18 protein-coding genes are annotated in these 21,318 nt (G+C 70.5%); 6 read left to right on the top strand and 12 right to left on the bottom strand.

Annotation, left to right across the window (positions count from 1 at the left end; translation table 11 throughout):
- Window positions 1-137: 137 nt before the first annotated feature.
- Window positions 138-995, top strand: coding sequence for a pirin family protein (locus QZ749_RS11940; RefSeq protein WP_296946936.1), 858 nt, complete (start codon window positions 138-140; stop codon window positions 993-995).
- A 55-nt stretch (window positions 996-1,050) separates the two neighbouring features.
- Here QZ749_RS11940 and QZ749_RS11935 read toward each other — a convergent pair whose 3' ends face one another.
- Both QZ749_RS11935 and QZ749_RS11930 read right to left on the bottom strand, forming a co-directional pair.
- A complete protein-coding gene (locus QZ749_RS11935) occupies window positions 1,051-1,455 on the bottom strand; it encodes a hypothetical protein (RefSeq protein ID WP_296946934.1) in 405 nt (134 codons plus the stop codon).
- A gap of 412 nt (window positions 1,456-1,867) precedes the next feature.
- Window positions 1,868-2,725 (bottom strand): hypothetical protein, encoded by an 858-nt coding sequence (locus QZ749_RS11930; RefSeq protein ID WP_296946933.1) that lies wholly within the window; start codon window positions 2,723-2,725, stop codon window positions 1,868-1,870.
- A gap of 123 nt (window positions 2,726-2,848) precedes the next feature.
- Here QZ749_RS11930 and QZ749_RS11925 point away from each other — a divergent pair, with 123 nt between their 5' ends.
- Genes QZ749_RS11925 through QZ749_RS11910 form a run of 4 tightly spaced genes read left to right on the top strand, consistent with a single transcriptional unit; the run spans window position 2,849 to window position 7,500 of the window.
- The gene (locus QZ749_RS11925; protein ID WP_296946931.1) at window positions 2,849-3,301 is read left to right on the top strand and encodes a MarR family winged helix-turn-helix transcriptional regulator; all 453 of its coding nucleotides are present in this window, start codon (window positions 2,849-2,851) and stop codon (window positions 3,299-3,301) included.
- A gap of 53 nt (window positions 3,302-3,354) precedes the next feature.
- Window positions 3,355-4,857, top strand: coding sequence for an MDR family MFS transporter (locus QZ749_RS11920; RefSeq protein ID WP_296947166.1), 1,503 nt, complete (start codon window positions 3,355-3,357; stop codon window positions 4,855-4,857).
- 28 nt (window positions 4,858-4,885) lie between these two features.
- Window positions 4,886-6,349, top strand: coding sequence for an efflux transporter outer membrane subunit (locus QZ749_RS11915; RefSeq protein WP_296946928.1), 1,464 nt, complete (start codon window positions 4,886-4,888; stop codon window positions 6,347-6,349).
- On the top strand, window positions 6,346-7,500 hold the full coding sequence (locus tag QZ749_RS11910; RefSeq protein ID WP_296946927.1) for an efflux RND transporter periplasmic adaptor subunit: 1,155 nt from the start codon (window positions 6,346-6,348) through the stop codon (window positions 7,498-7,500). The genes QZ749_RS11915 and QZ749_RS11910 overlap by 4 nt, the downstream gene beginning before the upstream one ends.
- Before the next feature lie 109 nt (window positions 7,501-7,609).
- Here the strand turns inward: QZ749_RS11910 and QZ749_RS11905 are convergent, their stop codons facing one another.
- The 5 genes from QZ749_RS11905 to QZ749_RS11885 all read right to left on the bottom strand — a co-directional run bounded on the left by QZ749_RS11905 (window position 7,610) and on the right by QZ749_RS11885 (window position 13,417).
- Entirely contained in the window at window positions 7,610-8,548 is a 939-nt protein-coding gene (locus QZ749_RS11905) for a 2-hydroxyacid dehydrogenase (protein WP_296946924.1), read from the bottom strand.
- Window positions 8,545-9,252 carry a fumarylacetoacetate hydrolase family protein gene (locus QZ749_RS11900; protein WP_296946921.1) on the bottom strand — a complete coding sequence of 236 codons (708 nt, stop codon included), beginning with the start codon at window positions 9,250-9,252 and terminating at the stop codon, window positions 8,545-8,547. The genes QZ749_RS11905 and QZ749_RS11900 overlap by 4 nt, the downstream gene beginning before the upstream one ends.
- Before the next feature lie 136 nt (window positions 9,253-9,388).
- On the bottom strand, window positions 9,389-10,963 hold the full coding sequence (locus tag QZ749_RS11895; protein WP_296946919.1) for a methyl-accepting chemotaxis protein: 1,575 nt from the start codon (window positions 10,961-10,963) through the stop codon (window positions 9,389-9,391).
- 433 nt (window positions 10,964-11,396) lie between these two features.
- Window positions 11,397-12,359, bottom strand: a complete 963-nt coding sequence (locus tag QZ749_RS11890; protein ID WP_296946916.1) for a LysR family transcriptional regulator — start codon at window positions 12,357-12,359, stop codon at window positions 11,397-11,399.
- Window positions 12,360-12,442: 83 nt separating this feature from the next.
- Window positions 12,443-13,417, bottom strand: a complete 975-nt coding sequence (locus tag QZ749_RS11885; protein ID WP_296946913.1) for a LysR family transcriptional regulator — start codon at window positions 13,415-13,417, stop codon at window positions 12,443-12,445.
- A 106-nt stretch (window positions 13,418-13,523) separates the two neighbouring features.
- On the opposite strand from QZ749_RS11885, the gene QZ749_RS11880 reads away from it, so the two are divergent.
- Window positions 13,524-14,852 carry an SGNH/GDSL hydrolase family protein gene (locus QZ749_RS11880; protein ID WP_296946910.1) on the top strand — a complete coding sequence of 443 codons (1,329 nt, stop codon included), beginning with the start codon at window positions 13,524-13,526 and terminating at the stop codon, window positions 14,850-14,852.
- Here QZ749_RS11880 and QZ749_RS11875 read toward each other — a convergent pair.
- From QZ749_RS11875 to QZ749_RS11855, 5 genes are all read right to left on the bottom strand, one after another.
- Complete coding sequence (locus tag QZ749_RS11875) at window positions 14,773-15,186, bottom strand: putative quinol monooxygenase (protein WP_296946907.1); 414 nt, start codon at window positions 15,184-15,186, stop codon at window positions 14,773-14,775. The genes QZ749_RS11880 and QZ749_RS11875 overlap by 80 nt on opposite strands.
- Window positions 15,187-15,274: 88 nt before the next feature.
- The gene (locus QZ749_RS11870; protein WP_296946905.1) at window positions 15,275-16,819 is read right to left on the bottom strand and encodes an alpha-N-arabinofuranosidase; all 1,545 of its coding nucleotides are present in this window, start codon (window positions 16,817-16,819) and stop codon (window positions 15,275-15,277) included.
- 157 nt (window positions 16,820-16,976) lie between these two features.
- Window positions 16,977-17,969 carry an AraD1 family protein gene (gene araD1, locus QZ749_RS11865; protein ID WP_296946904.1) on the bottom strand — a complete coding sequence of 331 codons (993 nt, stop codon included), beginning with the start codon at window positions 17,967-17,969 and terminating at the stop codon, window positions 16,977-16,979.
- Window positions 17,970-18,033: 64 nt separating this feature from the next.
- Window positions 18,034-19,776, bottom strand: coding sequence for an IlvD/Edd family dehydratase (locus QZ749_RS11860; RefSeq protein ID WP_296946902.1), 1,743 nt, complete (start codon window positions 19,774-19,776; stop codon window positions 18,034-18,036).
- 177 nt (window positions 19,777-19,953) lie between these two features.
- Entirely contained in the window at window positions 19,954-21,006 is a 1,053-nt protein-coding gene (locus QZ749_RS11855) for an aldose epimerase family protein (RefSeq protein ID WP_296946901.1), read from the bottom strand.
- Window positions 21,007-21,318: the final 312 nt, after the last annotated feature.

Here is a 21,318-nt window from a genome sequence, read left to right as displayed (position 1 = left end):
GCCAGGTCTCCGGGTTTGCAAAATTGCAAGGAGTCTAGCAGGGATGGCAGGCTGCGCAAAGCCGAGCGCCGCGCCGGCGCGGGCCGCAATCGGGTATCGTGGAGGCGAATCCACCGAACCATCGTAGAAAGACCAGCATGAGCACCAAGATCCTCCAGCGCGTGCACCCCGCCATGCGCGACGACATCGGCGACCTGATCACCCACCGGCCGGTGCCGTCGGCGCACCTCGAGCAGGTCGACCCGTTCCTGTTCCTCAACCACCACGGCCCCCAGGTCTACCCGCCGCACAACCGCGGCCTGCCCTTCGGCCCGCACCCGCACCGCGGCTTCGAGACCGTCACCTTCATCCTCGCCGGCCAGCTGGCGCACCGCGACAGCGCCGGCCACGAGAGCGTGATCGGTCCCGGTGGCGTCCAGTGGATGACGGCCGGCAGCGGTATCGAGCATGCGGAAGTGTCGCCGCGCGCCTTCATGGACACCGGCGGTCCGCTCGAGATCCTGCAACTGTGGGTGAACCTGCCGCCGGCCCTCAAGATGACGGCGCCGCGCTACACCGGGCTGCAGGGCGATGCCATCCCCGTCGTCGAGTGCGACGAAGGCCGGGTGCGCCTGAACCTGGTGTCCGGCAGCTTCGGCGGCAGCACCGGGCCGTTCGCCTCGCTGACGGGCGTGTTCATGAGCACGGTCGAGATGCGCACCGGCGGGCGCCTGCGCCTGGACGGTCTGTTGCAGCGCAATGTCTTCCTGTACGTGGTGAGCGGCGGGGTGCGGGTCGAGCCCGACGTGGTCGATGCGATGCACCTGGCCGAGTTCGATCTCGAGGGCGACACGCTGGAGATCGAGGCCGCGCGCGACAGCGTGATCCTGCTGGGGCACGCCGAGCCGATCCGCGAACCGGTGGTCGCGCACGGCCCGTTCGTGATGAATACGCGCGAAGAGATCGCGCAAGCCATCGCCGACTACCAGGCCGGGCGGTTCGGCGCGCCGCTCTGACCCCACTTCCTGCCGGCCCGGACCCAGCGGCCAAGCCGGTCTCGTCCCTGCTGTCTCAGCGGCCGGCCAGGCTGATGCGGGTACCGTCCGGACGCAGTTCGCCGATGACGACCGTGTCGGCGAACGGCAGCTGGTCGAACGCGACGCTGTTGCCGCTGCGGCGCCCGACGAAGCGCTCCGGGCCGACCTGCACGAGTTCCTCGCGCTTGCCGTCCAGTTCGCCATACAGCTTCGCGCCCTGGTTGCTCAGTTTCAGGATGCGGCCATCTTCCATGCGGAAGCTGACGCGGTTCATGAATTCGGCCTCGCCGACGGTCAAGCGCGTCAGGGACGCATTGCCCTGCTGGCTGCCCTGCACCGTCACGCGGCTACCCGCGGACTGGTCCGGGGCTTGCTGGGCATGGGCGGACAGGGACAGGATGGCGGCGCCGGCGAAGGCGAGGAGATGGCGAATTTGCATGATTGCTCCAGATCAATAAATATGTATAAAGTATGGACTCTCTGCAATTTCACAAAACATTCGATGCATACGCAAGAGTCCTGCCGTCGTTCGTTTCGCCGGCGTCACGATGTCCGGCGAGTGAAGACAGTGTAGGCAGCCGCCTGGCGGGCGTCAGCCAGCATGTGCTGGAGCGTCGAAAAAGCGGGATGAAGCGTCGAAAAACGGGCCCGGAACGCTGCATGTGCATACGCCGCTCCCCCCCGCAGCCGGCACGCGCCCCCACCTGACAAACCTCAAACCGGGGTCAGAGCCGGGGTCAGAGCCCGGTTTTTGGCAATGGATTCAAGGAACCTCTGTCTTGGCTCATTGCTGGCAGGACAGTTCCAAAATTCGGGCTCTGACCCCGGCTCTGACCCCGGTTTGATGTGGCTCAGGCGGTGTGGTCGCGCAGTGTCGTGGCCACGGCGTCGAGCACTTGGGCGTCGTCCCAGTAGGCGGCGTGCGACCACGGGTTCCAGCTTTTCAGGATCCAGTTGACCATGCCCTGCCCCGCATTGATGACGCGGTCCCGCACCAGCGCCTCGTAGCCGGCCGACAGCGGTTGCAGCGGCCAGCCGAGGGCGTCGTCCGGGTCGTACAGGTTGATCCATGCGAAGGCCGGCGTCGGGCGCGCGATCGGCTTGATGTCCATCTGCTTGTGCGCCGCCACGAAGATCGGGATGTTGCACCCCGTCGTGACGAAGGCGGCGCAGGTGCCGCCCGCCAGGAAGCGGCGCTCGTCGTCCGCCAGGCGGTGCCCCAGCGTGCGCTGCGACCAGGCGTCGATGTCCTTCCAGATGCCGGCCTGGACCGTGCCGCCGGCCAGCGCCTTCTGCGCATCGTAGACGTAGCTCGACAGCACCTGGCAGCCCAGCGAATGCGCGAGGAACACGATGGCGCTGTCCGGCGCGAACTTGTGTACGCCCAACAGCTGGCGCGCGATGGCCGCCTGCGCCAGCTCGTACACGGACCCGTCGATCTCCTTGCGGTTCTCCAGCCCGGCCGCGTCGCCGAAGCCGAACAGCAGGAAGCGCCGCAGGTCGTCGTAGTGGATCTTGGCCGCGCCGTCGATGCGCGCCCACACGGTCTCCTGGTTCGGCTTGAGGATGTCCTGGTAATACACGGAGCGGAAGTCGATGCGGTCGGCCACGTCCGCCAGCCGCTCGCCCAGCAGCTGGAAGATCCTGACGGCGTAGTCGCGCGGCGTTTCTCCCATTCCATGGACGGCAATCAGTGCAGCATTCGACATGTTTTCCTCCATGACAGAGGCGCCATTCTGGCATGCGATGCAGGCGCGACGCCGCACATGGACGTCTTGCCAATGATGATTGCATGCACTAAAATCGATAGAATTCTACCCATTTCAAGCCTAATGATGAGTGCACTACCCGAACCCACGATGGACGAGCGCTTCACGGCCGCCGTGCACAACTGCGCGCGCATCTGGCGCCTGGCCATCGACAAGCGCCTCAAGCACCTCGGCATCGGCCAGTCCGGCTGGATGACGATCGCCGTGATCGCCAAGACGGCCGCGCCGCTGTCGCAGCGCGCGCTGGCCGACCTGGTCGGCGTCGAAGGGCCGTCGATGGTGTCGATGCTCGACCGCCTCGAGCGCGACGGGCTGGTCGAGCGCGTCGCCTCGCCCACCGACCGCCGCGTCAAGCTGGTGCAGCTGACCGAGGACGGCGGCAAGGTGTTCGCCGAAGTCAAGAAGGAAGCCGCCGCCTTCCGCGCCCTGCTGCTCGACGGCGTCGATCCGGACGAGCTGGCCGGCGCCACGCGCCTGCTCGAAGCGCTGCGCAAGCGCATCGAGGACACGCTGTGAGCGCAGCGGGCGACGGTATCGCCGTACCGGCGCAGCCGCCGCTGAACCGGCGCATGATCACCGTGTCGATCATGCTGGCCACGATCATCCAGGCGCTCGACGGCACCATCGCCAACGTCGCCCTGCCGCACATGCAGGGCGCGCTGTCGGCCTCGCAGGACCAGATCACCTGGGTGCTGACCTCGTTCATCGTGGCGGCGGCCATCGCCACGCCGCTCAACGGCTGGCTGGTCGACCGCTTCGGCCTGAAGAAGGTATTCCTGGTCTCGGTGGCCGGCTTCACGCTGGCCTCGGCCCTGTGCGGCCTGTCGATGACACTCACCGAGATCGTCGTCTCGCGCATGCTGCAGGGCGTGTTCGGCGCCGCGCTGGTGCCGCTGTCGCAGTCGGTCCTGCTCGACATCAACCCGCGCGAGAAGCACGGATCGGCGATGGCCGTCTGGGGCATGGGCGTGATGATCGGCCCGATCCTCGGCCCCACGCTGGGCGGCTGGCTGACCGACAGCGCCAGCTGGCGCTGGGTGTTCTTCATCAACCTGCCGATCGGCGCCGTGGCCTTCTACGGCATCTGGCGCTACATCCACGCCGCCACGCCCGCGCGCCGCATCCGCTTCGACATGTTCGGCTTCGTCACGCTGTCGATCGCGATCGGCGCGCTGCAGATGCTGCTCGACCGCGGCGAGCAGAACGACTGGTTCCAGTCCACCGAGACCTGGGTCGAGCTGGTGCTGCTGCTGCTGGCGGCCGCCTACTTCGTCGGCCACACGGCCACGCGCCCGGCCGGCCAGTCCTTCGTCGACTACCGCCTGCTGCTGAACGCGAACTACGTCACCGGCCTGCTCCTGATCTTCATCGTCGGCATGGTGCTGTTCGCCACGCGCGCGCTGATGCCGACCATGCTGCAGGGCCTGATGGGCTATCCGGCCGCGCTGGCCGGCCTGGTCACGGCGCCCTCGGGACTGGGGACGATGCTGGCGATGCTGGTCGTCGGGCGCCTGACCGGCAAGGTCGACTTCCGCATCCTGCTCGGCGTGGGCTTCGCCGTCACCGCGTTCTCGCTGTGGCAGATGACCGGCTACACGCTGGTGCTGTCGCAGTCCGACATCGTCTGGCCCGGCATCATCCAGGGCATCGGCCTGGGCCTGGTGTTCGTGCCGCTGTCGGCCGCTACCTTCGCCACGCTGTCGCCGCAGATGCGCGCCGAAGGCACCGCGCTGTACAGCCTGGTGCGCAACATCGGCTCCTCGATCGGCATCGCGCTGGTGCAGGCCCTGCTGGTACGGAACACGCAGATCGCCCATTCCTCGCTGGCGGCCCACGTGACCCAGGCCAATCCGGCGCTGCAGGACCCGGCCGGCGTCTACAGCCTGGCCACGCAGGCCGGCGCCGCCATGATCGACAACGAGATCACGCGCCAGGCATCGATGATCGCCTACGTCGACGACTACTGGCTGATGATGCTGCTGACCGCCGCCGTGATCCCGCTGCTGCTGCTGATCCGCCCGCCGCGCGCCGCCGGCGCCCCGGTCCAGGTGGACCACGCCGCCCTCGACTGACCCGAACGACCGAAAGACCGAGACCCAAGTGCGACACGCTACTTTCCTTCCCATGACGGCGGCCGCGGCCGCCGCGCTGGCCCTGCTGTCCGGCTGCATCGCCGTGCCGCCGGATGCCGGCCACGCCGCCGCCCCCGACTTCGCCAGGGCGCGCACCGCGCCCGCGATCCGGTTGCCGGCCGATGCCTGGCCGGCCGAGCAATGGTGGCTCGACTACGGCGACCCGCAGCTGAACGCCCTGGTGGCGCGCGCGCTGGACGCCAACCCGACGCTGGCCGTGGCCGCCGCGCGCGTGGCGACGGCGCAAGCCGCCGGCGCCGCCGCGCGCGCCGCCGCGGGCGGCCAGGTGGGCCTGGCCACGGGCCTGAACCGCCAGCGCTACTCGTCCAACGGCTTCTTCCCGCCGCCGATCGGCGGCGCCTGGTACAACGACGCCTCGGTCCAGCTGCGCGCCTCCTACGAGGTCGACTGGTGGGGCCGGCACCGCGCGCTGGTCGCCGCCGCGCTGGGCGAGGAAAACGCCAGCCGCGCCGAAGCCGCCCAGGCGCGCCAGCTGCTCGCCGCCAGCGTGGTGCAGCGCTACCAGCGCCTGCAACTGCTGTGGGCGCGCCAGGACAACGTGGCGGCGCTGGCCGCGGTCCAGCGCGACCTGGTGGCCGACAGCAAGGCGCGCATCGCCCACGGCCTGTCCAACGGCGACGCCCTGCGCGGCGCCGAGCTGGAACTGGCGCAGCTGGCCGAGCAGGCGGCACGCCACGACACCGACGCCGCGCGCGAAAAGGAAGCGCTGCGCGCCCTGGTCGGCGGCGACGCCGACGCGCTGGGGAACCTGGCGCACTTCCAGCCGACGCCCGGCCCGGACGCGCTGCCGCGCGTGCTGGGCATGGAACTGCTGGCGCGCCGCCCGGATTTGCAGGCCGCGCGCTGGCGCGTCGAAGCCCAATTGGGACGTGTGGCAGCCAGCGAAGCGGCCTTCCGTCCCGACATCAACCTGGCCGGCGCCATCGGCCTGGACGCCGTCTCGCTCGGCAAGCTGCTGCGCTGGCCGAGCCGCACCCCGCTGCTCGGCGCCACGCTCGACCTGCCGCTGTTCGACAGCGGCCGGCTGTCGGCGCAGCTGGGCCAGGCGCGCGCCGGCCGCGACGAACTGCTGGCCGAATACAACGACAGCGTGCTGGCCGCCGTGCGCGACGTGGCGATGGAAGCGGCCACGCTGCAGGGCATCGCCCGCGAAGCCGAGGCGCACGCCGCCACGCTCGACGCCAGCCGCCGCCTGGCCGCGAACGCCGAGGCGCGCCAGGCCGCCGGCCTGGCCGACCGCGCGGCCGTGCTGCAGGCGCGCCTGGCCGTGCTGCGCCAGCGCGACGTCGACCTGCAACTGCTCGACGCGCGCCTGCAGACCCAGGTCGCGCTGATCAAGGCGCTCGGCGGTGGCTACCGCGCCGCCGCCTCCACCCCACACCACGACACCGCCACGACCGCACAACGATGAGCACCGAGACCACCACCCCGAACCCCAACAAGCGCCGCGCCGTCCTGGCCGGCATCACCGCCGCCTTCGTCGCCGCCGGCGCGGCCTATGGCGCCTACTACCTGCTGGTCGCGTCCAAGCGCATGGAAACCGACAATGCCTACGTGGGCGGCAACCTGGTCAACGTGTCCTCGCAGGTCGCCGGCAGCGTCGTGGAGATCCGCGCCGACGAGACCCAGCTGGTGCAGGCCGGCGCGGAGATCGTCAGGCTCGACCCGTCCGACGCCGAGGTGGCGCTGGCCCAGGCCGAGGCGCGCCTGGGCACCGCCGTGCGCCAGCAGCGCGAACGCTATACCGGCGTGGGCCAGTACGAGGCCGTGGTCGCCCAGCGGCGCGTCGCCCTGGCGACGGCGCAGGAAGACCTGGCCCGGCGCGCCCCGCTGGCGGCCGGCAACGTGGTGTCGGGCGAGGACGTGGCGCACGCGCGCCGCGCCGTCGACGATGCCAGGGCGGCGCTGGCGGTGGCCGAGAAGCAGCTGGCGGCGGCGCGCGTCGCCGTGGCCGGCGTGGCGCCGGCCGAGCACCCGAACGTGCTGGCCGCCAAGGCCGACTACCTGGCCGCCTGGCTGGCCGCGCGCCGCAACGCCATCGTCGCGCCGGTGAGCGGCTACGTGGCCAAGCGCAGCGTGCAGGTGGGCAGCCGCATCGCCCCGGGCACGGCGCTGCTGGCGATCGTCCCGCTGGACCAGCTGTGGATCGACGCCAACTTCAAGGAATCGGAACTGCGCGACATCCGCGTGGGGCAGCCGGCCACCATCGAGGCCGACATCTACGGCGGCAAGGTGACCTACCACGGCAAGGTCGTGGGCCTGGCCGCCGGCACCGGCAGCGCGTTCTCGCTGCTGCCGGCGCAGAACGCCAGCGGCAACTGGATCAAGGTGGTGCAGCGGGTGCCGGTGCGCATCGCGCTCGATCCGAAGGAACTGGCCGCGCACCCGCTGCGCGTGGGCCTGTCGGCCACGGTCGACGTCGACATCAGCCAGCGCGGCGGCAGCGCGCTGGGCATCGCGGCGACGCCGGCCCCGGCCTACGCCACGCGCGTGCTGGACCAGCCGCTGCAGCAGGCGCAGGCGGCCACCGATGCCATCGTGGCGCGCAACATGGCGAACTGATTCGGGCTGGCGCAAGTGACCGGGGCGACGCTGCCGCCGCCCACGATGCCGCGCCGGCCGGATCGGCCCCGGCGCCGGGCGTTCCCGCCCGGGCGCGCGGGAACCCGCTTCACTTCCCCTCCACCACCGTCAGCGCCCGCCCGCTCCTGAACCACGCGCGCAGGTTGTCGAGGGTCAGCTGCGCCATCGCCGCGCGTGTCTCGTGGGTGGCGCTGCCGATGTGCGGCAGCAGCAGCACGTTGTCGAGGGCGAAGAAGCGCGCATCCACGTGCGGCTCGTCCTCGAACACGTCGAGCGCGGCGCCGGCGATCGTGCCCTGCTCCAGCGCCGCCAGCAGCGCCCCGGTGTCGACCAGCGAGCCGCGCGCCACGTTCACCAGCCAGCCCTGCGGCCCCAGCGCCTGCAGCACCGGCGCGTCGATCAGGTGGCGCGTCTCCGGGCCGCCCGGCGCCACCACGATCAGGATGTCGGAATCGCGCGCCAGCGTCTGCAGGTCGGCCTCGTAGCGCCACGCCAGGCCCTGGTCGGTGCGCCCGTGGTAGGCCAGCATCACGCCGAACAGCTCCAGGCGGCGCGCGATGTCCTTGCCGATGCGGCCCATGCCGACGATGCCCACGTGCTTGCCGGCCAGGCTGGTGGCGAGCGGGAACTGGCCCTCCAGCCAGCGGCCGGCGCGCACGTAGCGGTCGGCCTGCGGCAGCCGGCGCAGCAGCGCCAGCAGCGCGCCCACGCACAGTTCGGCCACCGCCGCGTTCAGCACGTTCGGCGTGTTGGTCACCACGATGCCCCGCCGCGCCGTCACGTCGAGCGGGATCAGGTCGTAGCCGACGCCGCAGGTGGACACGATCTCGAGCGCCGGCAGGCGCGCGATCAGTGCTTCCGGCACCGCCAGGTTGCTGCGCGTGATGATGGCGCGGACCGCGGCGGCGCGGACCGGGTCGCGGTCCAGGTCCTCGGGCAGGATGCCGTCGAATTCGGCGTCGATCTGGGACTGCACCTCGGGCACGAAGGTCCCGATCTGCAGCAGCCCCGGCTTGGCCGCCGTCATCGGCCGGCGGCCGCCTCGGCGACGGTGAGTTCGAAGGCGGCCACGCCGTCCACGCCGCCGCGCACGCGGTCGCCCGGTTCCAGCGCGCCGACGCCCGACGGGGTGCCGGTGAAGATCAGGTCGCCCGGCGCCAGCGTCACGAAGCGCGACAGGTAGGCGATCACGTCGGCCACCGGCCAGATCATCTCGTCCAGGTCGCCTTCCTGCCTGAGCGCGCCGTTCACCTCCAGCCAGACGCGCCCCGCGGCCGGATGGCCGGTGCGCCTCACCGGCAGCAGCGGGCTGCACGGGGCCGAGGCGTCGAAGCCCTTGGCCATGTCCCACGGCCGGCCATCCTTCTTGGCCAACGCCTGCAGGTCGCGCCGGGTCAGGTCCAGGCCGACCCCGTAGCCCCAGACCAGTTCGAGCGCGCGCTCGGGCGCGACGTCGGCGCCGCCGGCGCCCAGCGCCACCACCAGTTCGACCTCGTGGTGCAGTTCCTGCGTGGCCGGCGGGTACGGCAGCGGCGCGTCCATGCCCACCACGGCATCGGCCGGCTTGGTGAAGAAGAACGGCGGTTCGCGGTCGGGATCGGAACCCATTTCGCGCGCGTGCGACGCGTAGTTGCGGCCGACGCAGAACACGCGGCGCAGCGGGAAGACCTGGTCGGAATCGGCCACGGCGAGGGCCGGGACGGCGGGAGGCGTAATGACGAAGCCAGTCATGCTTATCCTTGTAAAGACGGTTTCCGGATGCGGCCGCGCCCCGGGACGGGGGCGCGGCGCATCGGACAGCCTAACACAATCATTCACATGATCAAGATGCAATACAGCGATTCCCGCACCACGCAGCGCAGGGTGGCTACCCGGCCGCGACCGCCGGACGCGCCGGCGCGGCGTCGTCCAGCCTGAACACGGCCACCGCCGTGGCCAGGCGGTCGGCCTGTTCGCGCAGCGCCTGGGCGGCGGCGGCCGCCTCCTCGACCAGGGCGGCGTTCTGCTGGGTCACGCCGTCCATCTGCGTGATGGCCTGGTTGACCTGCTCGATGCCGGCGCTCTGGTCCTGGCTGGCCGCCGCGATCCCGCCCAGGATGTCGGCCACGCCGTGCACGCTGTGCACGATCTCGCGCATCGTGCCGCCGGCTTCCTGCACCAGGCGGCTGCCGGCCTGCACCTTGTCGCTGGAATCGTCGATCAGCTGCTTGATTTCCCTGGCGGCGGCGGCCGAGCGCTGCGCCAGCGAACGCACCTCGCCGGCGACGACCGCGAAGCCGCGGCCCTGTTCGCCCGCGCGCGCCGCCTCGACGGCCGCATTCAGGGCCAGGATATTCGTCTGGAACGCGATGCCATCGATGACGGCGATGATGTCCGTGATCCTGCCCGATGCCGCATGGATCTGCGCCATCGTGCCCACCACGTCGTCGATCACCTTGCCGCCGCGCGTGGCCACGCTGGAGGCGGTGGCGGCCAGCGTATTGGCCTGGCGCGCATTGTCGGCGTTCTGCCGGACGGTGCCGGTCAGCGTTTCCATCGACGACGCCGTCTCTTCGAGCGCGCCGGCCTGCTGCTCGGTGCGCGCCGACAGGTCCTGGTTGCCGGCCGAGACCTGGCCGGAGGCCGTGGCGATGGCGTCGGTGCCGCTGCGCACCGTCGTGACGGTGGCGACCAGGTTGTCGTTCATCGTGCGCAGGGCGCCCAGCAGCTGGCCGACCTCGCAGGTGGTGGTGGCCTCGACGCGCATGGTGAGGTCGCCGGCGGCGACGGCGTTGGCGACGTCCAGCGCGCGCTCGAGCGGGCGCACGATCGAGCGCGTGATCCGCCAGGCCATCGCGCCGGCGCCGGCGAGCACCAGCAGGCCCAGGCCGATCATCAGCGCGCGGGTCTGCGCATAGGTCTGCGCGGCGGCCACGGCGTCGGCCATGCTCAGCTCTTGCTGCATCCGGATCTGTTCGGCGATCGCCTGCTGGTAGGCCGCCAGCAGCGGACGCAGCTCCCTGGCCAGGTAGGCGCGCGCGGCGGCGGCGTCGCCGGCGTCGACCAGCGCGAGCAGTTCCTGCTGGCCCTGCACGTAGCGGGCGTTCAGCGCCTGCTGCTTCTGCAGGATGGCGCGGCCCCGTGCGCTCGTCAGCGTCCTGTCGAGTTCGGCGAGGATGGCGTCGGCCGCCTTGACCGAGGTGGCGATGCCGTCGCGCTGCGTGGCGCGGTCGCCCGCCTCGTCCGACAGCATGATGTTGCGCAGCGCCAGCGCGATGTGGTCGACCTCGCCCTGCAGGCGGTTGCTGAGTTCGATACGCGGCATGCGCTTGTTGACGATCGTGTCGGTGCCCTCGTTGATCCTGCCGAGCATCAGGGTGCCCTGCCCCACCATGACCACCAGCGCCAGGCACAGGACGCCGAATCCTGCCGACAGGCGCGTCCCGATCTTCCAGTTTGCCATGTTCATCCTACCCCTCCCGTGTAGCGCACGCCCACGTGCACTGTTTGCAATGATTTCGTGTATTTACCCAGTGCAATAGTTTAGGGCGCTGACCGGCAGGCGTCGATGCCATATCACTAAACAGGGAGGATTTTTCCTAAAAGATGAGTCTCCCAAGCAACGTTTTTAGAAAGGATGCATTGTCGATCGAACCATGTGGCGCTGTTCGCGTTCATTGTGCGAACCGGATTGGGTCCTGGCTCCCCCTGCAGAACGTGAACGGCTGGCACAGCCGCTGCAAGACCTGGCTGCTGCGCTTTCGTGGCGTGGCCAGCCGCTGCCCGATCGACGACTCGGGCTGGTAGCGCGTGCTGGACGACAAACGGTTGACCACACCGGCACTGCTGCTGCGCGCAGCGGTCCAGTTCGGCAAGCGGCCGGACGGCGGCACCCCTCATTCACTAACGCGAACAGCGCCATACATCTCGGCGGCGACCGCGCGGATCGCCCGCAGCAGCAGGTCGGCGCCCGGCGACAGCAGATGGTCGCGCTGGCGGATGATGCCGAAGGCGTCCATCTTGCACGGCAGGTCGACGGGCAGGATGCGCATCACGTTCAGCGAGGCATAGTATTGCGCGACCTCGAGCGGCATCACGTGCAGCGCGTCGGTCTGCTGCAGCAGCGCCGTGATCACCAGCATGGCCGTCGTGTCGACCACGTTGGCCGGCGGCTCCAGTCCCGCGCGGCGAAACAGCATGTCGAAGCGGTGGCGCAGGATGCTGCCGTGCGGCGGCAGGATCCACGGCAGCGGCGCGATGTCCTGCAACGCCAGCGCGCGCCGTTCCAGCAGCGGGTGGCCGGGACGCACGACCGCGCAGGCCGGCTCCTCCGTCAATTCCTCGTAGACCAGGCCGGACGCGTCGCCGGTGTCGACGATGCGGCCGATCATGACGTCGAGCGTGCCGTGCTGCAGCTTGTCGAGCAGGACGTTGCTGGCCTCGAGCTGCACGCCGATGCGCAGCAGCGGCGCCGCTTCCTTGACCCGCGCGATCGCGCGCGGCAGCAGCGCCATCGCCGGCGTCATGATCACGCCGACCTCGACCTGGCCGGCCAGGCCCGCCTTCAGCGTGGCGATGTCGTCGTGCGCCAGCGCCAGGCTGGTCAGCGCCATGCGCGCGTGGCGGATCATCGTCTCGCCGTAGATCGTCGGTTCCATGCCGCGCGGCAGGCGCTCGAACAGCTTCACGTCGAGCATCTCCTCGAGGTCCTTGATCTGCCTGGAGGCCGCCGGTTGCGTCATGTGCAGTTCCTCGGCCGCGCGGTGGATGTTGCGGTGGTCGTCCAGCGCGATCAGCAGCAGCAGCTGGCGCGTCTTCAGGCGCGCCTTCAGGAACCAGTCGGGATTGGTGGCGTCCATCGCTGCCTCATGTCGTTCATATCATCTCGTTCGTGCCATCTCGTCATCGACATCACTTTACTGGACATCGCATCGAAAGCACATCACCCGCGGGCGCGATGGTCGTCCACGCCATTGGCGTCGGCAGTACCGCTCCCGCCATCGATGGCGCCGCCCGGCGGCGTGCGAAAGCCGGGCTGGCCGGCGAAGCGGTCGGCGATGAAATCCACGAACAGCCGGGTGCGCAGCGGCAGGTAGCGGCGCGACGGATACAGCAGGTACAGGTCCTGCGACGTCGCCGACCAGTCCGGCAAGACGCGCACGAGGTCGCCCGCGTCCAGCAGGTCGTGCACCAGCCATTCGGGGCACAGGCCGATGCCGCCGCCATCGGCCAGCGCGGCGCGGATGGCCATCGCATTGTTCACCTTGTAGCGGCCGCCGGCACGCACCTTGACGTGTTCGGCGCCGCGCCGCAGCGCGATCGCCTGGCTGGCGGTCCAGGCGAAGCGCACGAACGCGTGCGCCGCGAGTTCGTCCGGATGCGCGGGCGTGCCGGCGCCAGCGAGGTAGGCCGGCGCGGCGACCAGGAAGCGCGGCACCACGGCCAGGTGGCGCCCGACGACGTTGGCCGTGACGGACGCGCCCAGGCGCAGCGCGACGTCCACGCCCTCCCCGACGAGGTCGACGAAGCGGTCGTCGAGCGTGAGTTCCAGCGCGATGTCCGGGTAGCGGCGCAGGAACGCCTGCGCCAGCAGGTTGACCTTGAACTGTCCCAGCGCGACCGGGGCGTTGACCCGCAACAGGCCCGTCGGCCGCTGCGCCGCGCCCTGCGCCTCGCCCACGGCCGCATCGTACTGCTCGAGGATCGCGCGGGCGTGCTCGCAGAAGCGCACGCCCTGGTCGGTGGCGACCGGCCCCCTGGTGCTGCGCTCCAGCAGCCGCACCTTCAGCTCGGCCTCGAGCTGGCCCAGCACCTTGCCGACGGTCGGCTGCGTCGTGCCGAATTCGCGCGCGACCGCCGTCAGGCTGCCGAGTTCGACCGCGCGCACCAGGAAGCGCATCGCCCTGATCGTATCCATGCCTGCCCCTTCATTCCAGAATGGAACGAACTATAGTCCAGAATGCCGCATTCCCCCATGAATTCGAACGAGTCATCATGGCGCTTCCCTATCACGAGGAGCCGCAATGACCATCCCGATCGACAAGACCGCTTCATCCGCCCCGGCCCTGGCGCTGGCCCTGGCGCTGGCGCTGGGCGCCGCCGCGCCCGCGGCCGCGCACGCCGCCACCGACGGCGCGCACTGGGCCACGTCCTGGTACGCCAGCCCGCAACCCGCCTGGGGCGCCGGCTTCATCCTGCCGACCGGCGTGCCGGCCACGCTGGACGACCAGACCCTGCGCGAGACCGTGCGCGTCAGCGCGGGCGGCAAGCGCGTCAGGCTGGTGTTTTCCAACCGCTACGGGCACGCGCCGGTGGCGATCGGCCGCGTGCGGCTGGCGCTGGACGGCCAGGCCGGCGCCGGCCATGCGGTGACCTTCGGTGGCAGGGACGATGCCGTGCTGGCACCGGGCGCCCAGCTCGTCAGCGATGCGGTGGCGCTGGAGGTCGCGCCGCTGGCGCGGCTGTCGGTCAGCACCTGGCTGCCGCGCCCGACCAGGATCGACAGCTTCCACTGGGGCGCGCAGCAGACGGTCGCCGTCGCCGGCCACGACCGGACCGGCGCGCCGGACTTCGCGCCACACGCGGTGGTCCCCGGCCGGCTGTTCCTCAGCGGCGTGCTGGTGGAGACGGCGGCCGCGCCCCACGTCGTCGTCGCCCTGGGCGACTCGATCACCGACGGCAACGGCTCCTCGCCGGACCGCGACCGCCGCTGGCCGGACGCACTGGCGCGCCGGCTGGCCCCGCACGGCATCGCCGTGGCCAACGCGGGCATCTCGGGGGCGCGCCTGCTGCGCGACGGGATGGGGGTGAATGCGCTGGCGCGGCTGGAGCAGGACGTGCTGGCCCAGCCGGGCGCGCGCGACCTGATCGTGCTGCTCGGGACCAACGACATCGGCTGGCCCGGCAGCCCGTTCGCACCCGCCGAGGCGCCGGCGGAACTGGACGACCTGGTGCGCGGCTACATCCAGCTGGTCGCCAGTGCCCATGCGCGCGGCATCCGCGTCATCGGCGCCACGCTGCCGCCGTTCGAAGGCGCGCTGGAAGGCACGCCCTACGCGGGCCACTACAGCGACGCCAAGGAACGCCTGCGCCGCGCGCTGAACGCATGGATCCGCGCCGGCGGCGCGTTCGACGCCGTCGTCGACTTCGACGCGGTGCTGCGCGACCCGCGCCACCCGGGCCGCCTGCGCCCGGACTACGACTCGGGCGACCACCTGCATCCGGGCGACGCCGGCTACGCGGCGATGGCGGACGCGATCGACCCGGCCCTGTTCATTCCCGCATCGCGCCCGTCGCCAGCCCCTGCCCGCCCACCGGCGCCGTCTCGAAGCGCTCGCCGAAGCCGGCAATGAACGGCCGCGCCTGCGCGATCGCCCGCTGCACGCCCGGCAGCCCGAGGGAGGCCTTGTGGCTGGCCTGGCTGTCCCAGGCCTCGGTGACCCAGATCGCGTCCGGGTCGGCGGGGTCGAGGGCGACGATGTAGCTCAGGCAGCCGGGCATGTCCCGGGTCCCGTCGAGCAGCAGCGCGACGACGGCGTCGCGCTTGCCCGGCGCGATGCGCAGTTTTCCGATCAATCCGTACATGGTGCAGCTTCCAGGGTTGGCCAGGCCGGGCAGCGGCAGGGACAGCGTCGCGGCGCCGCAGGCGGCGGCGCTCAGGAAGTCACGGCGGTCGATGGCGGGCATGGCGTGTGGATGGGTGCGAATGGGCATGGAGGCGCCCATCATGACATGCCTGCCATGCCGGCACAACGCCGCCGTGGCGGCGCGGGTCCTATCCCTCCACCGCCACGACCATCACGGCCTTGGCCGGCACCCTGAGGGTGAGCCTGCCGCCGGCCGCGCTGGCGCTGAACGGCGCCGGCTTGACGGCGTCCTTGCGCGCGAAGGTGTTGTGGGCGTCCATCGCGTCCGCCGTCAGCACCTGGCCGCGCACGGCATGCGCCGCCTGGCCGGCGACGTCCAGCACCACGTCGGTCGCCTGCGCCGGGTCGGTGTTGACCAGCGCGACGTAGGTCTTGCCATCCCTGCCGCGCGCGGCCGACGCGCTGATGCCCGGTACCCCGCGGCCGTTCGACGCATAGGTCGTGTTGTTCGACAGCGTCACCGGCAGCGCGGTCGCGCCCTGGAACGGCACGTACATCTTGTAGGCGTAATAGGTCGGGGTCAGCAGCATCCGGTCCTTGTCGGTGACGATCATGGCCTGCAGCACGTTGACCATCTGCGCGATATTCGTCATGCGCACGCGGTCGGCGTGGGCGTGGAAGATGTTGAAGTGCAGCGCCGCCACGACCGCGTCGCGGATGGTGTTGCGCTGGAACAGGAAGCCCGGGTTGGTGCCCGGCTCGACGTCGTACCAGGTGCCCCATTCGTCGACGTAGAAGCCGATCGTCTTCTGCGGGTCGTTCTTGTCGAGGATCGCGACGTTGCGCCGGATGTGCTCGTCGATGCGCAGCGCGGCCGCCATCGTCGAGAACCATTCCGATTCCGGGAAGCCGATGGCGGCGCCCTTCTTTTCCCACGCGCCGGTGGGCAGCGTGTAGTAGTGGAAGCTGATGCCGTCGGTGCCGCGCGCGGCGTCGCGGCTGAGGACCTCGGTCCAGCTGCTGTCGTCGCCGTTGCCGCCGCTGGCGATCAGCTTCGGCCGCGCGTGCGGCGGCGCCTTCAGGAAGGTCGCGTAGTGGTTGTACAGGCTGGCGTAGTAGTCCGGCTTCATGTTGCCGCCGCAGCCCCAGGCCTCGTTGCCGATCGCGAAATAGGCGACCTTGAACGGCTGCGCATGGCCGTTCCTGGCGCGCAGCCGCGCCAGCGTCGACTCCCCCTCGGACGTCATGTACTCGACCCACTCGGCCATCTCCTGCGGCGTGCCGGTGCCGAGGTTGCCGTTGACGTAGGCGTCGGCGCCCAGCAGCTCGACCAGGTCGAAGAATTCGTGCGTGCCGACCGCATTGTTCTCGGGGACGCCGCCCCAGTTGGTGTTCACCTTCACCGGCCGCGTGGCGCGCGGGCCGATGCCGTCGCGCCAGTGGTATTCGTCGGCGAAGCAGCCGCCCGGCCAGCGCACCAGCGGCACGTGCAGGTCCTTCAGCGCGCCCACCACGTCGTTGCGCCAGCCCCTGGTGTTCGGGATCGTCGATCCGGGACCGACCCAGATGCCCCCGTAGATGCCGGTGCCCAGGTGCTCGGCGAACTGGCCGTAGACGTTCTTGTCGATCACGGCGCCGGGCTTGCCGGCGTCCACGGCCAGCCTGACCTGCGCGAACGCGGGCAGGCTGGCGAGGATCGCGAGCGCGAGGATGGCGGGCTTGCATGCTTTCATGTGGTTCGTCTCCTGTCGTTGATGTTCCCGCAGGGTGGACGGCGCCGTCCACCCTGGGTCGTTCGAAGCGCGCGAGGCTGCCAACCCTGCCCGATGATGTCATGTTCGTCCGTCGTCGCCCGGACCCGGCCGGGTTCCCGATCCCGCGCGGACCGGCTCACAAGGCCGTCACCTGCGCGAACGGGGCGGGATGGATCGCCAGCGGGTTGCGCAGGGCCGGGCCGAACTGGGGCGAGGCGATCTCGAAGGTCTCGCCCGCCCGCACCGACACGCCGTCGGCGAAGCTCAGCGTCGCGGTGCCGAAGAAATGGATGTGCACGTCGCCGGGGCGGCGGAACAGGGCGTACTTGAAGTGATGGTGTTCGAGGTTGCCGATGGTGTGCGACATGTTCTGCTCGCCCGACACGAAGGGCTTCTCCCAGCGCACCCTGCCGCCGGCATCCAGCACGCGCGACACGCCCTCGACGTGGGCCGGCAGTTCGCCCACCAGCAGCGCGGGGCCGACGCCGCAGTTGCGCAGCTTCGCGTGCGCGAGGTACAGGTAGTTCTGGCGCTCGGTCACGTGGTCGGAGAACTCGTTGCCGAGCGCGAAGCCGGCGCGGTACGGCTGGCCGTCGGCGCCGATCACGTACAGGCCGGCGATCTCCGGCTCCTCGCCGCCGTCGAGCGAGAAGTCGGGCATGTCGAGCGCCTGGCCGGACGCGCGCACGATCGAGCCGTCGCCCTTGTAGAACCATTCCGGCTGCACGCCGGCGGTGCCCGGCGCCGGCCTGCCGCCTTCCACGCCCAGGCGGAACATCGCCATCGAGTCCGACAGGCGTTCGACGTCGCCGCCGATCGTCCTGTGCATGGCGTCGCGCGTGTCGGCGCTGCCCAGGTGGGTCAGGCCGGTGCCGGTGACATGGCAGTGGGCGGGATCCGGGTGGTCGATGGGGGCCAGCAGCCGGCCCTGGGCGGCGATGGCTGCGCAGGAATCGCGGCCGCTGCCGGCGCCGGCGCCGGCCAGGGCGGCGAGGCCCCGGCCCTGGGCGATGGCGGCGTTGGCGAGGTCCAGCATGGTGGCATGGCCGTCGACCGGGACGACGGCGTCGCCGTCCAGGATGCCGACGCGGCGCGCGCCGGCGGGGGTGGTGTATTGGATGAGCAGCATGGTGGGTCGTCTCCGTGGCGCGGTGAGCGTTGCGCGCAGGTTCGCGCGTCCAGCTCCCGTCGATTCAGTGGGAATGCCTGGGAACGGCCGACCCGCGGCACCCGACCAGGAAATCGAAATCGCAGCCGTCGTCGGCCTGCAACACGTGGTCCAGGTACAGCCCCGCGTAACCGGTGCGCGGCAGCGCTTTCTGGTTCCCGGCGCGGTCGGCCAGGCGCGCCGCGATCTCGGCGTCCGGCACGTCCAGGTGCAGTCGCCCGTTCCTGCAATCGAGTTCGATGACGTCGCCGTCGCGCACGATGCCCAGCGGTCCGCCCGCCATCGCCTCCGGCGCCACGTGCAGCACGACGGTGCCGTAGGCGGTGCCGCTCATGCGCGCGTCCGAGATGCGCACCATGTCCTTGACGCCGCGCGCCAGCAGCTTGGGCGGCAGGCCCATATTGCCCACTTCGGCCATGCCCGGGTAGCCCTTCGGGCCGCAGTTCTTCATCACCAGCACGCAGTGTTCGTCGACGTCCAGGTCGGGATCGTCGATGCGCGCCTTGTAGTGGTCGAAGTCCTCGAACACGACGGCGCGGCCGCGGTGCGTCATCAGGTGCGGCGACGCGGCCGACGGCTTCAGCACGGCGCCGCGCGGCGCCAGGTTGCCGCGCAGGATGCAGATGCCGCCGTCGTCGATCAGCGGCGCATCGAGCTTGCGGATCACTTCGTCGTTGTAGATCGGCGCATCGCGCGTGTTCTCGCCGATGGTCCTGCCGTTGACGGTGAGCGCGCCCGGGTGCGGCAGCAGGCCGCCCTCGCCCAGGCGGCGCAGCACGCCCGGCAGGCCGCCGGCGTAGTAGAACGCTTCCATCAGGTAGCGGCCCGACGGCAGCAGGTCGACGATGGTCGGGGTGCCCTTGCCGATCCGGGTCCAGTCTTCCAGTTCGAGCGGCACGCCGATGCGTCCGGCGATGGCCTTCAGGTGGATCACGGCATTGGTCGAGCCGCCGATCGCGGCGTTCACGCGGATCGCGTTCTCGAAGTTCTCGCGCCGGAGGATCTTCGACAGCGTCAGGTCTTCGTGCACCATCTCGACGATGCGCATGCCGGACAGGTGCGCCAGCACGTAGCGGCGCGCGTCGACCGCGGGGATCGCGGCATTGTGCGGCAGCGAGGTGCCCAGCGCCTCGGCCATGCAGGCCATCGTCGACGCCGTGCCCATGGTATTGCAGGTGCCGGCCGAGCGCGCGTGGCCGGCTTCGGCGGCGAGGAAGTCGTGCATCGTGATCTTGCCGCCTTTGAATTCCTCGTGCAGCTGCCAGACGGCGGTGCCGGACCCGATGTCCTTGCCGTTCAGCTTACCGTTGAGCATGGGGCCGCCCGTCACGACGATGGTCGGGAGGTCGACGCTGGCCGCGCCCATCAGGAGCGCCGGCGTGGTCTTGTCGCAGCCCACCAGCAGGACGACGCCGTCCATCGGGTTGCCGCGGATGGATTCCTCGACGTCCATGCTGGCCAGGTTACGGGTCAGCATGGCGGTCGGGCGCAGGTTCGATTCGCCGTTCGAGAAGACCGGGAATTCGACGGGAAAGCCGCCCGCCTCCAGGATGCCGCGCCTGACGTGTTCGGCCAGCTTGCGGAAGTGGGCGTTGCAGGGGGTGAGCTCGGACCAGGTATTGCAGATGCCGATGACCGGCCTGCCCTGGAATGCGTGGTCGGGAATGCCCTGGTTCTTCATCCAGCTCCGGTACATGAAGCCGTTCTTGTCCTGGGTACCGAACCATGCCGCCGAGCGCAGCGCAGGCTTCTTCGTTGTCTCGGACACGTCCTGGTCTCCTCGTCGTTGTCGGGACCGGGCGACCGCGGTCAGGGCCGGGCCCGGCGATGCGGGGAGTCTACCGAACGGCCAGATAACTATCCAATCACTTTTTTGCGCTTACCGATATCGATTCCGGCATCGGTCGCGATGCCGAAACGCGGTCACGGCCGCGGCGACGGCGGTTCACCGCGCCACCGAAAACCGCAAGCGCGACCGCGTCTCGTACACCTCTCCCGGCCGCAGGATCGTGCCGGGATACGCGGGCCGGTTCGGCGAATCGGGGAAGTGCTGCGGCTCGATGCAGAAGCCGCCGCGGAACACGTAGTCGTGGCCCTTGCCGTGCAGCGAACCGTCGAGGAAGTTCCCGCTGTAGAACTGCACGCCCGGCTCCTGCGTGAACAGTTCGAGCACCCTTCCCGTCGTGGGTTCGTACACGTGCACGGCGCGGGTCATGGCCTTGCCGCCGTCCGGCTTGTTCAGCACCCAGCAATGGTCGTAGCCGGTGCCGTGGAGCAGCTGCTCGTCCGGCTGGCCGATGCGCTCGCCGATCGGGTGCGGCTGGCGGAAGTCGAACGGCGTGCCGGTCACCGGCGCCAGCGGGCCGAGCGGGATCGCGCCGGCGTCGACCGGCACGAAGGCGTCGGCGTCGATGGTCATCTCGTGCGCCAGCACGTCGCCGGCGCCCGCGCCGGCCAGGTTGAAGTAGCTGTGCTGGGTGAGGTTCACCGGCGTCGGCCGGTCGGTCACGGCGCGAAAGTGCACGGCGATCTCGTTGTCCTCGGTGAGGCTGTAGACGACGGTGGCGTCCAGGTTGCCCGGATAGCCCTGCTCGCCGTCCGCGGCGCGGTAGCGCAGCGCCAGGCTGCCCGCTTCCACCGTGGCCGTCCACAGCACCTTGTCGAAGCCGGGGTCGCCGCCGTGCAAATGGTTTTCACCGTTGTTCACCGGTAGCTGGTAGGCCTTGCCGTCCAGCGTGAAGCGGCCCTTGGCGATGCGGTTGCCGTAGCGGCCGATCAGGGCGCCGAAGTACGGGCTGTCCTTCAGATAGGGCGCGAGCGTGTCGAAGCCGAGTGCGACGTCGGCGACCTTGCCGTCGCGGTCGGGCACGTGGATTTCGCTGACGATGCCGCCGAAGTCCAGCACCTTCACGACCATGCCCTTGCCGTTCTTCAGCGTGTAGCGCTTGACCTGCCTGCCGTCGGGCAGCGTGCCGAAAGGTTCCTGCGTGATGTCCATGCGTTGCGTTCTTTCTCAGAGGGTCGAAGGCCGCCCGGACACCGGCATGCCGTCCTCGTCCGCGCGCGCCCGCTCCACGAGCGTGCGGCGTCCGGGTGCCACCGCGGATCGCCGACGATCTCGGTACAGGTGCGCATGGCAGGCAGCATGACGGTGGCGCCAGCGCCAGCGCGGATAACGCTGCCGTGGCCGGGTCCGTAGATGCCGTGATCGTAGCATGTACCCCGCACGCGATCGCGCGCCTTGTCCACGGCGCGCGATCGTCACGGTCCCGCGGCCGCGGGGCGGCGCCGTCGCGGCCATGCCCGGCGC

The organism is uncultured Massilia sp., assembly GCF_913773735.1.
Lineage (GTDB): Bacteria > Pseudomonadota > Gammaproteobacteria > Burkholderiales > Burkholderiaceae_D > Telluria.
The sequence above is the reverse complement of the archived record's forward strand: the minus strand, read 5'-3'. Positions and strand labels throughout refer to the sequence as shown.

Coding starts and splice junctions, on each gene's coding strand:
- QZ749_RS11940 (WP_296946936.1), top strand. CDS start 138: ATGAGCACCAAGATCCTCCAGCGCGTGCACCCCGCCATGCGCGACGAC.
- QZ749_RS11935 (WP_296946934.1), bottom strand. CDS start 1,455: ATGCAAATTCGCCATCTCCTCGCCTTCGCCGGCGCCGCCATCCTGTCC.
- QZ749_RS11930 (WP_296946933.1), bottom strand. CDS start 2,725: ATGTCGAATGCTGCACTGATTGCCGTCCATGGAATGGGAGAAACGCCG.
- QZ749_RS11925 (WP_296946931.1), top strand. CDS start 2,849: ATGATGAGTGCACTACCCGAACCCACGATGGACGAGCGCTTCACGGCC.
- QZ749_RS11920 (WP_296947166.1), top strand. CDS start 3,355: ATGATCACCGTGTCGATCATGCTGGCCACGATCATCCAGGCGCTCGAC.
- QZ749_RS11910 (WP_296946927.1), top strand. CDS start 6,346: ATGAGCACCGAGACCACCACCCCGAACCCCAACAAGCGCCGCGCCGTC.
- QZ749_RS11905 (WP_296946924.1), bottom strand. CDS start 8,548: ATGACGGCGGCCAAGCCGGGGCTGCTGCAGATCGGGACCTTCGTGCCC.
- QZ749_RS11900 (WP_296946921.1), bottom strand. CDS start 9,252: ATGACTGGCTTCGTCATTACGCCTCCCGCCGTCCCGGCCCTCGCCGTG.
- QZ749_RS11895 (WP_296946919.1), bottom strand. CDS start 10,963: ATGGCAAACTGGAAGATCGGGACGCGCCTGTCGGCAGGATTCGGCGTC.
- QZ749_RS11890 (WP_296946916.1), bottom strand. CDS start 12,359: ATGGACGCCACCAATCCCGACTGGTTCCTGAAGGCGCGCCTGAAGACG.
- QZ749_RS11885 (WP_296946913.1), bottom strand. CDS start 13,417: ATGGATACGATCAGGGCGATGCGCTTCCTGGTGCGCGCGGTCGAACTC.
- QZ749_RS11880 (WP_296946910.1), top strand. CDS start 13,524: ATGACCATCCCGATCGACAAGACCGCTTCATCCGCCCCGGCCCTGGCG.
- QZ749_RS11875 (WP_296946907.1), bottom strand. CDS start 15,186: ATGCCCGCCATCGACCGCCGTGACTTCCTGAGCGCCGCCGCCTGCGGC.
- QZ749_RS11870 (WP_296946905.1), bottom strand. CDS start 16,819: ATGAAAGCATGCAAGCCCGCCATCCTCGCGCTCGCGATCCTCGCCAGC.
- araD1 (WP_296946904.1), bottom strand. CDS start 17,969: ATGCTGCTCATCCAATACACCACCCCCGCCGGCGCGCGCCGCGTCGGC.
- QZ749_RS11855 (WP_296946901.1), bottom strand. CDS start 21,006: ATGGACATCACGCAGGAACCTTTCGGCACGCTGCCCGACGGCAGGCAG.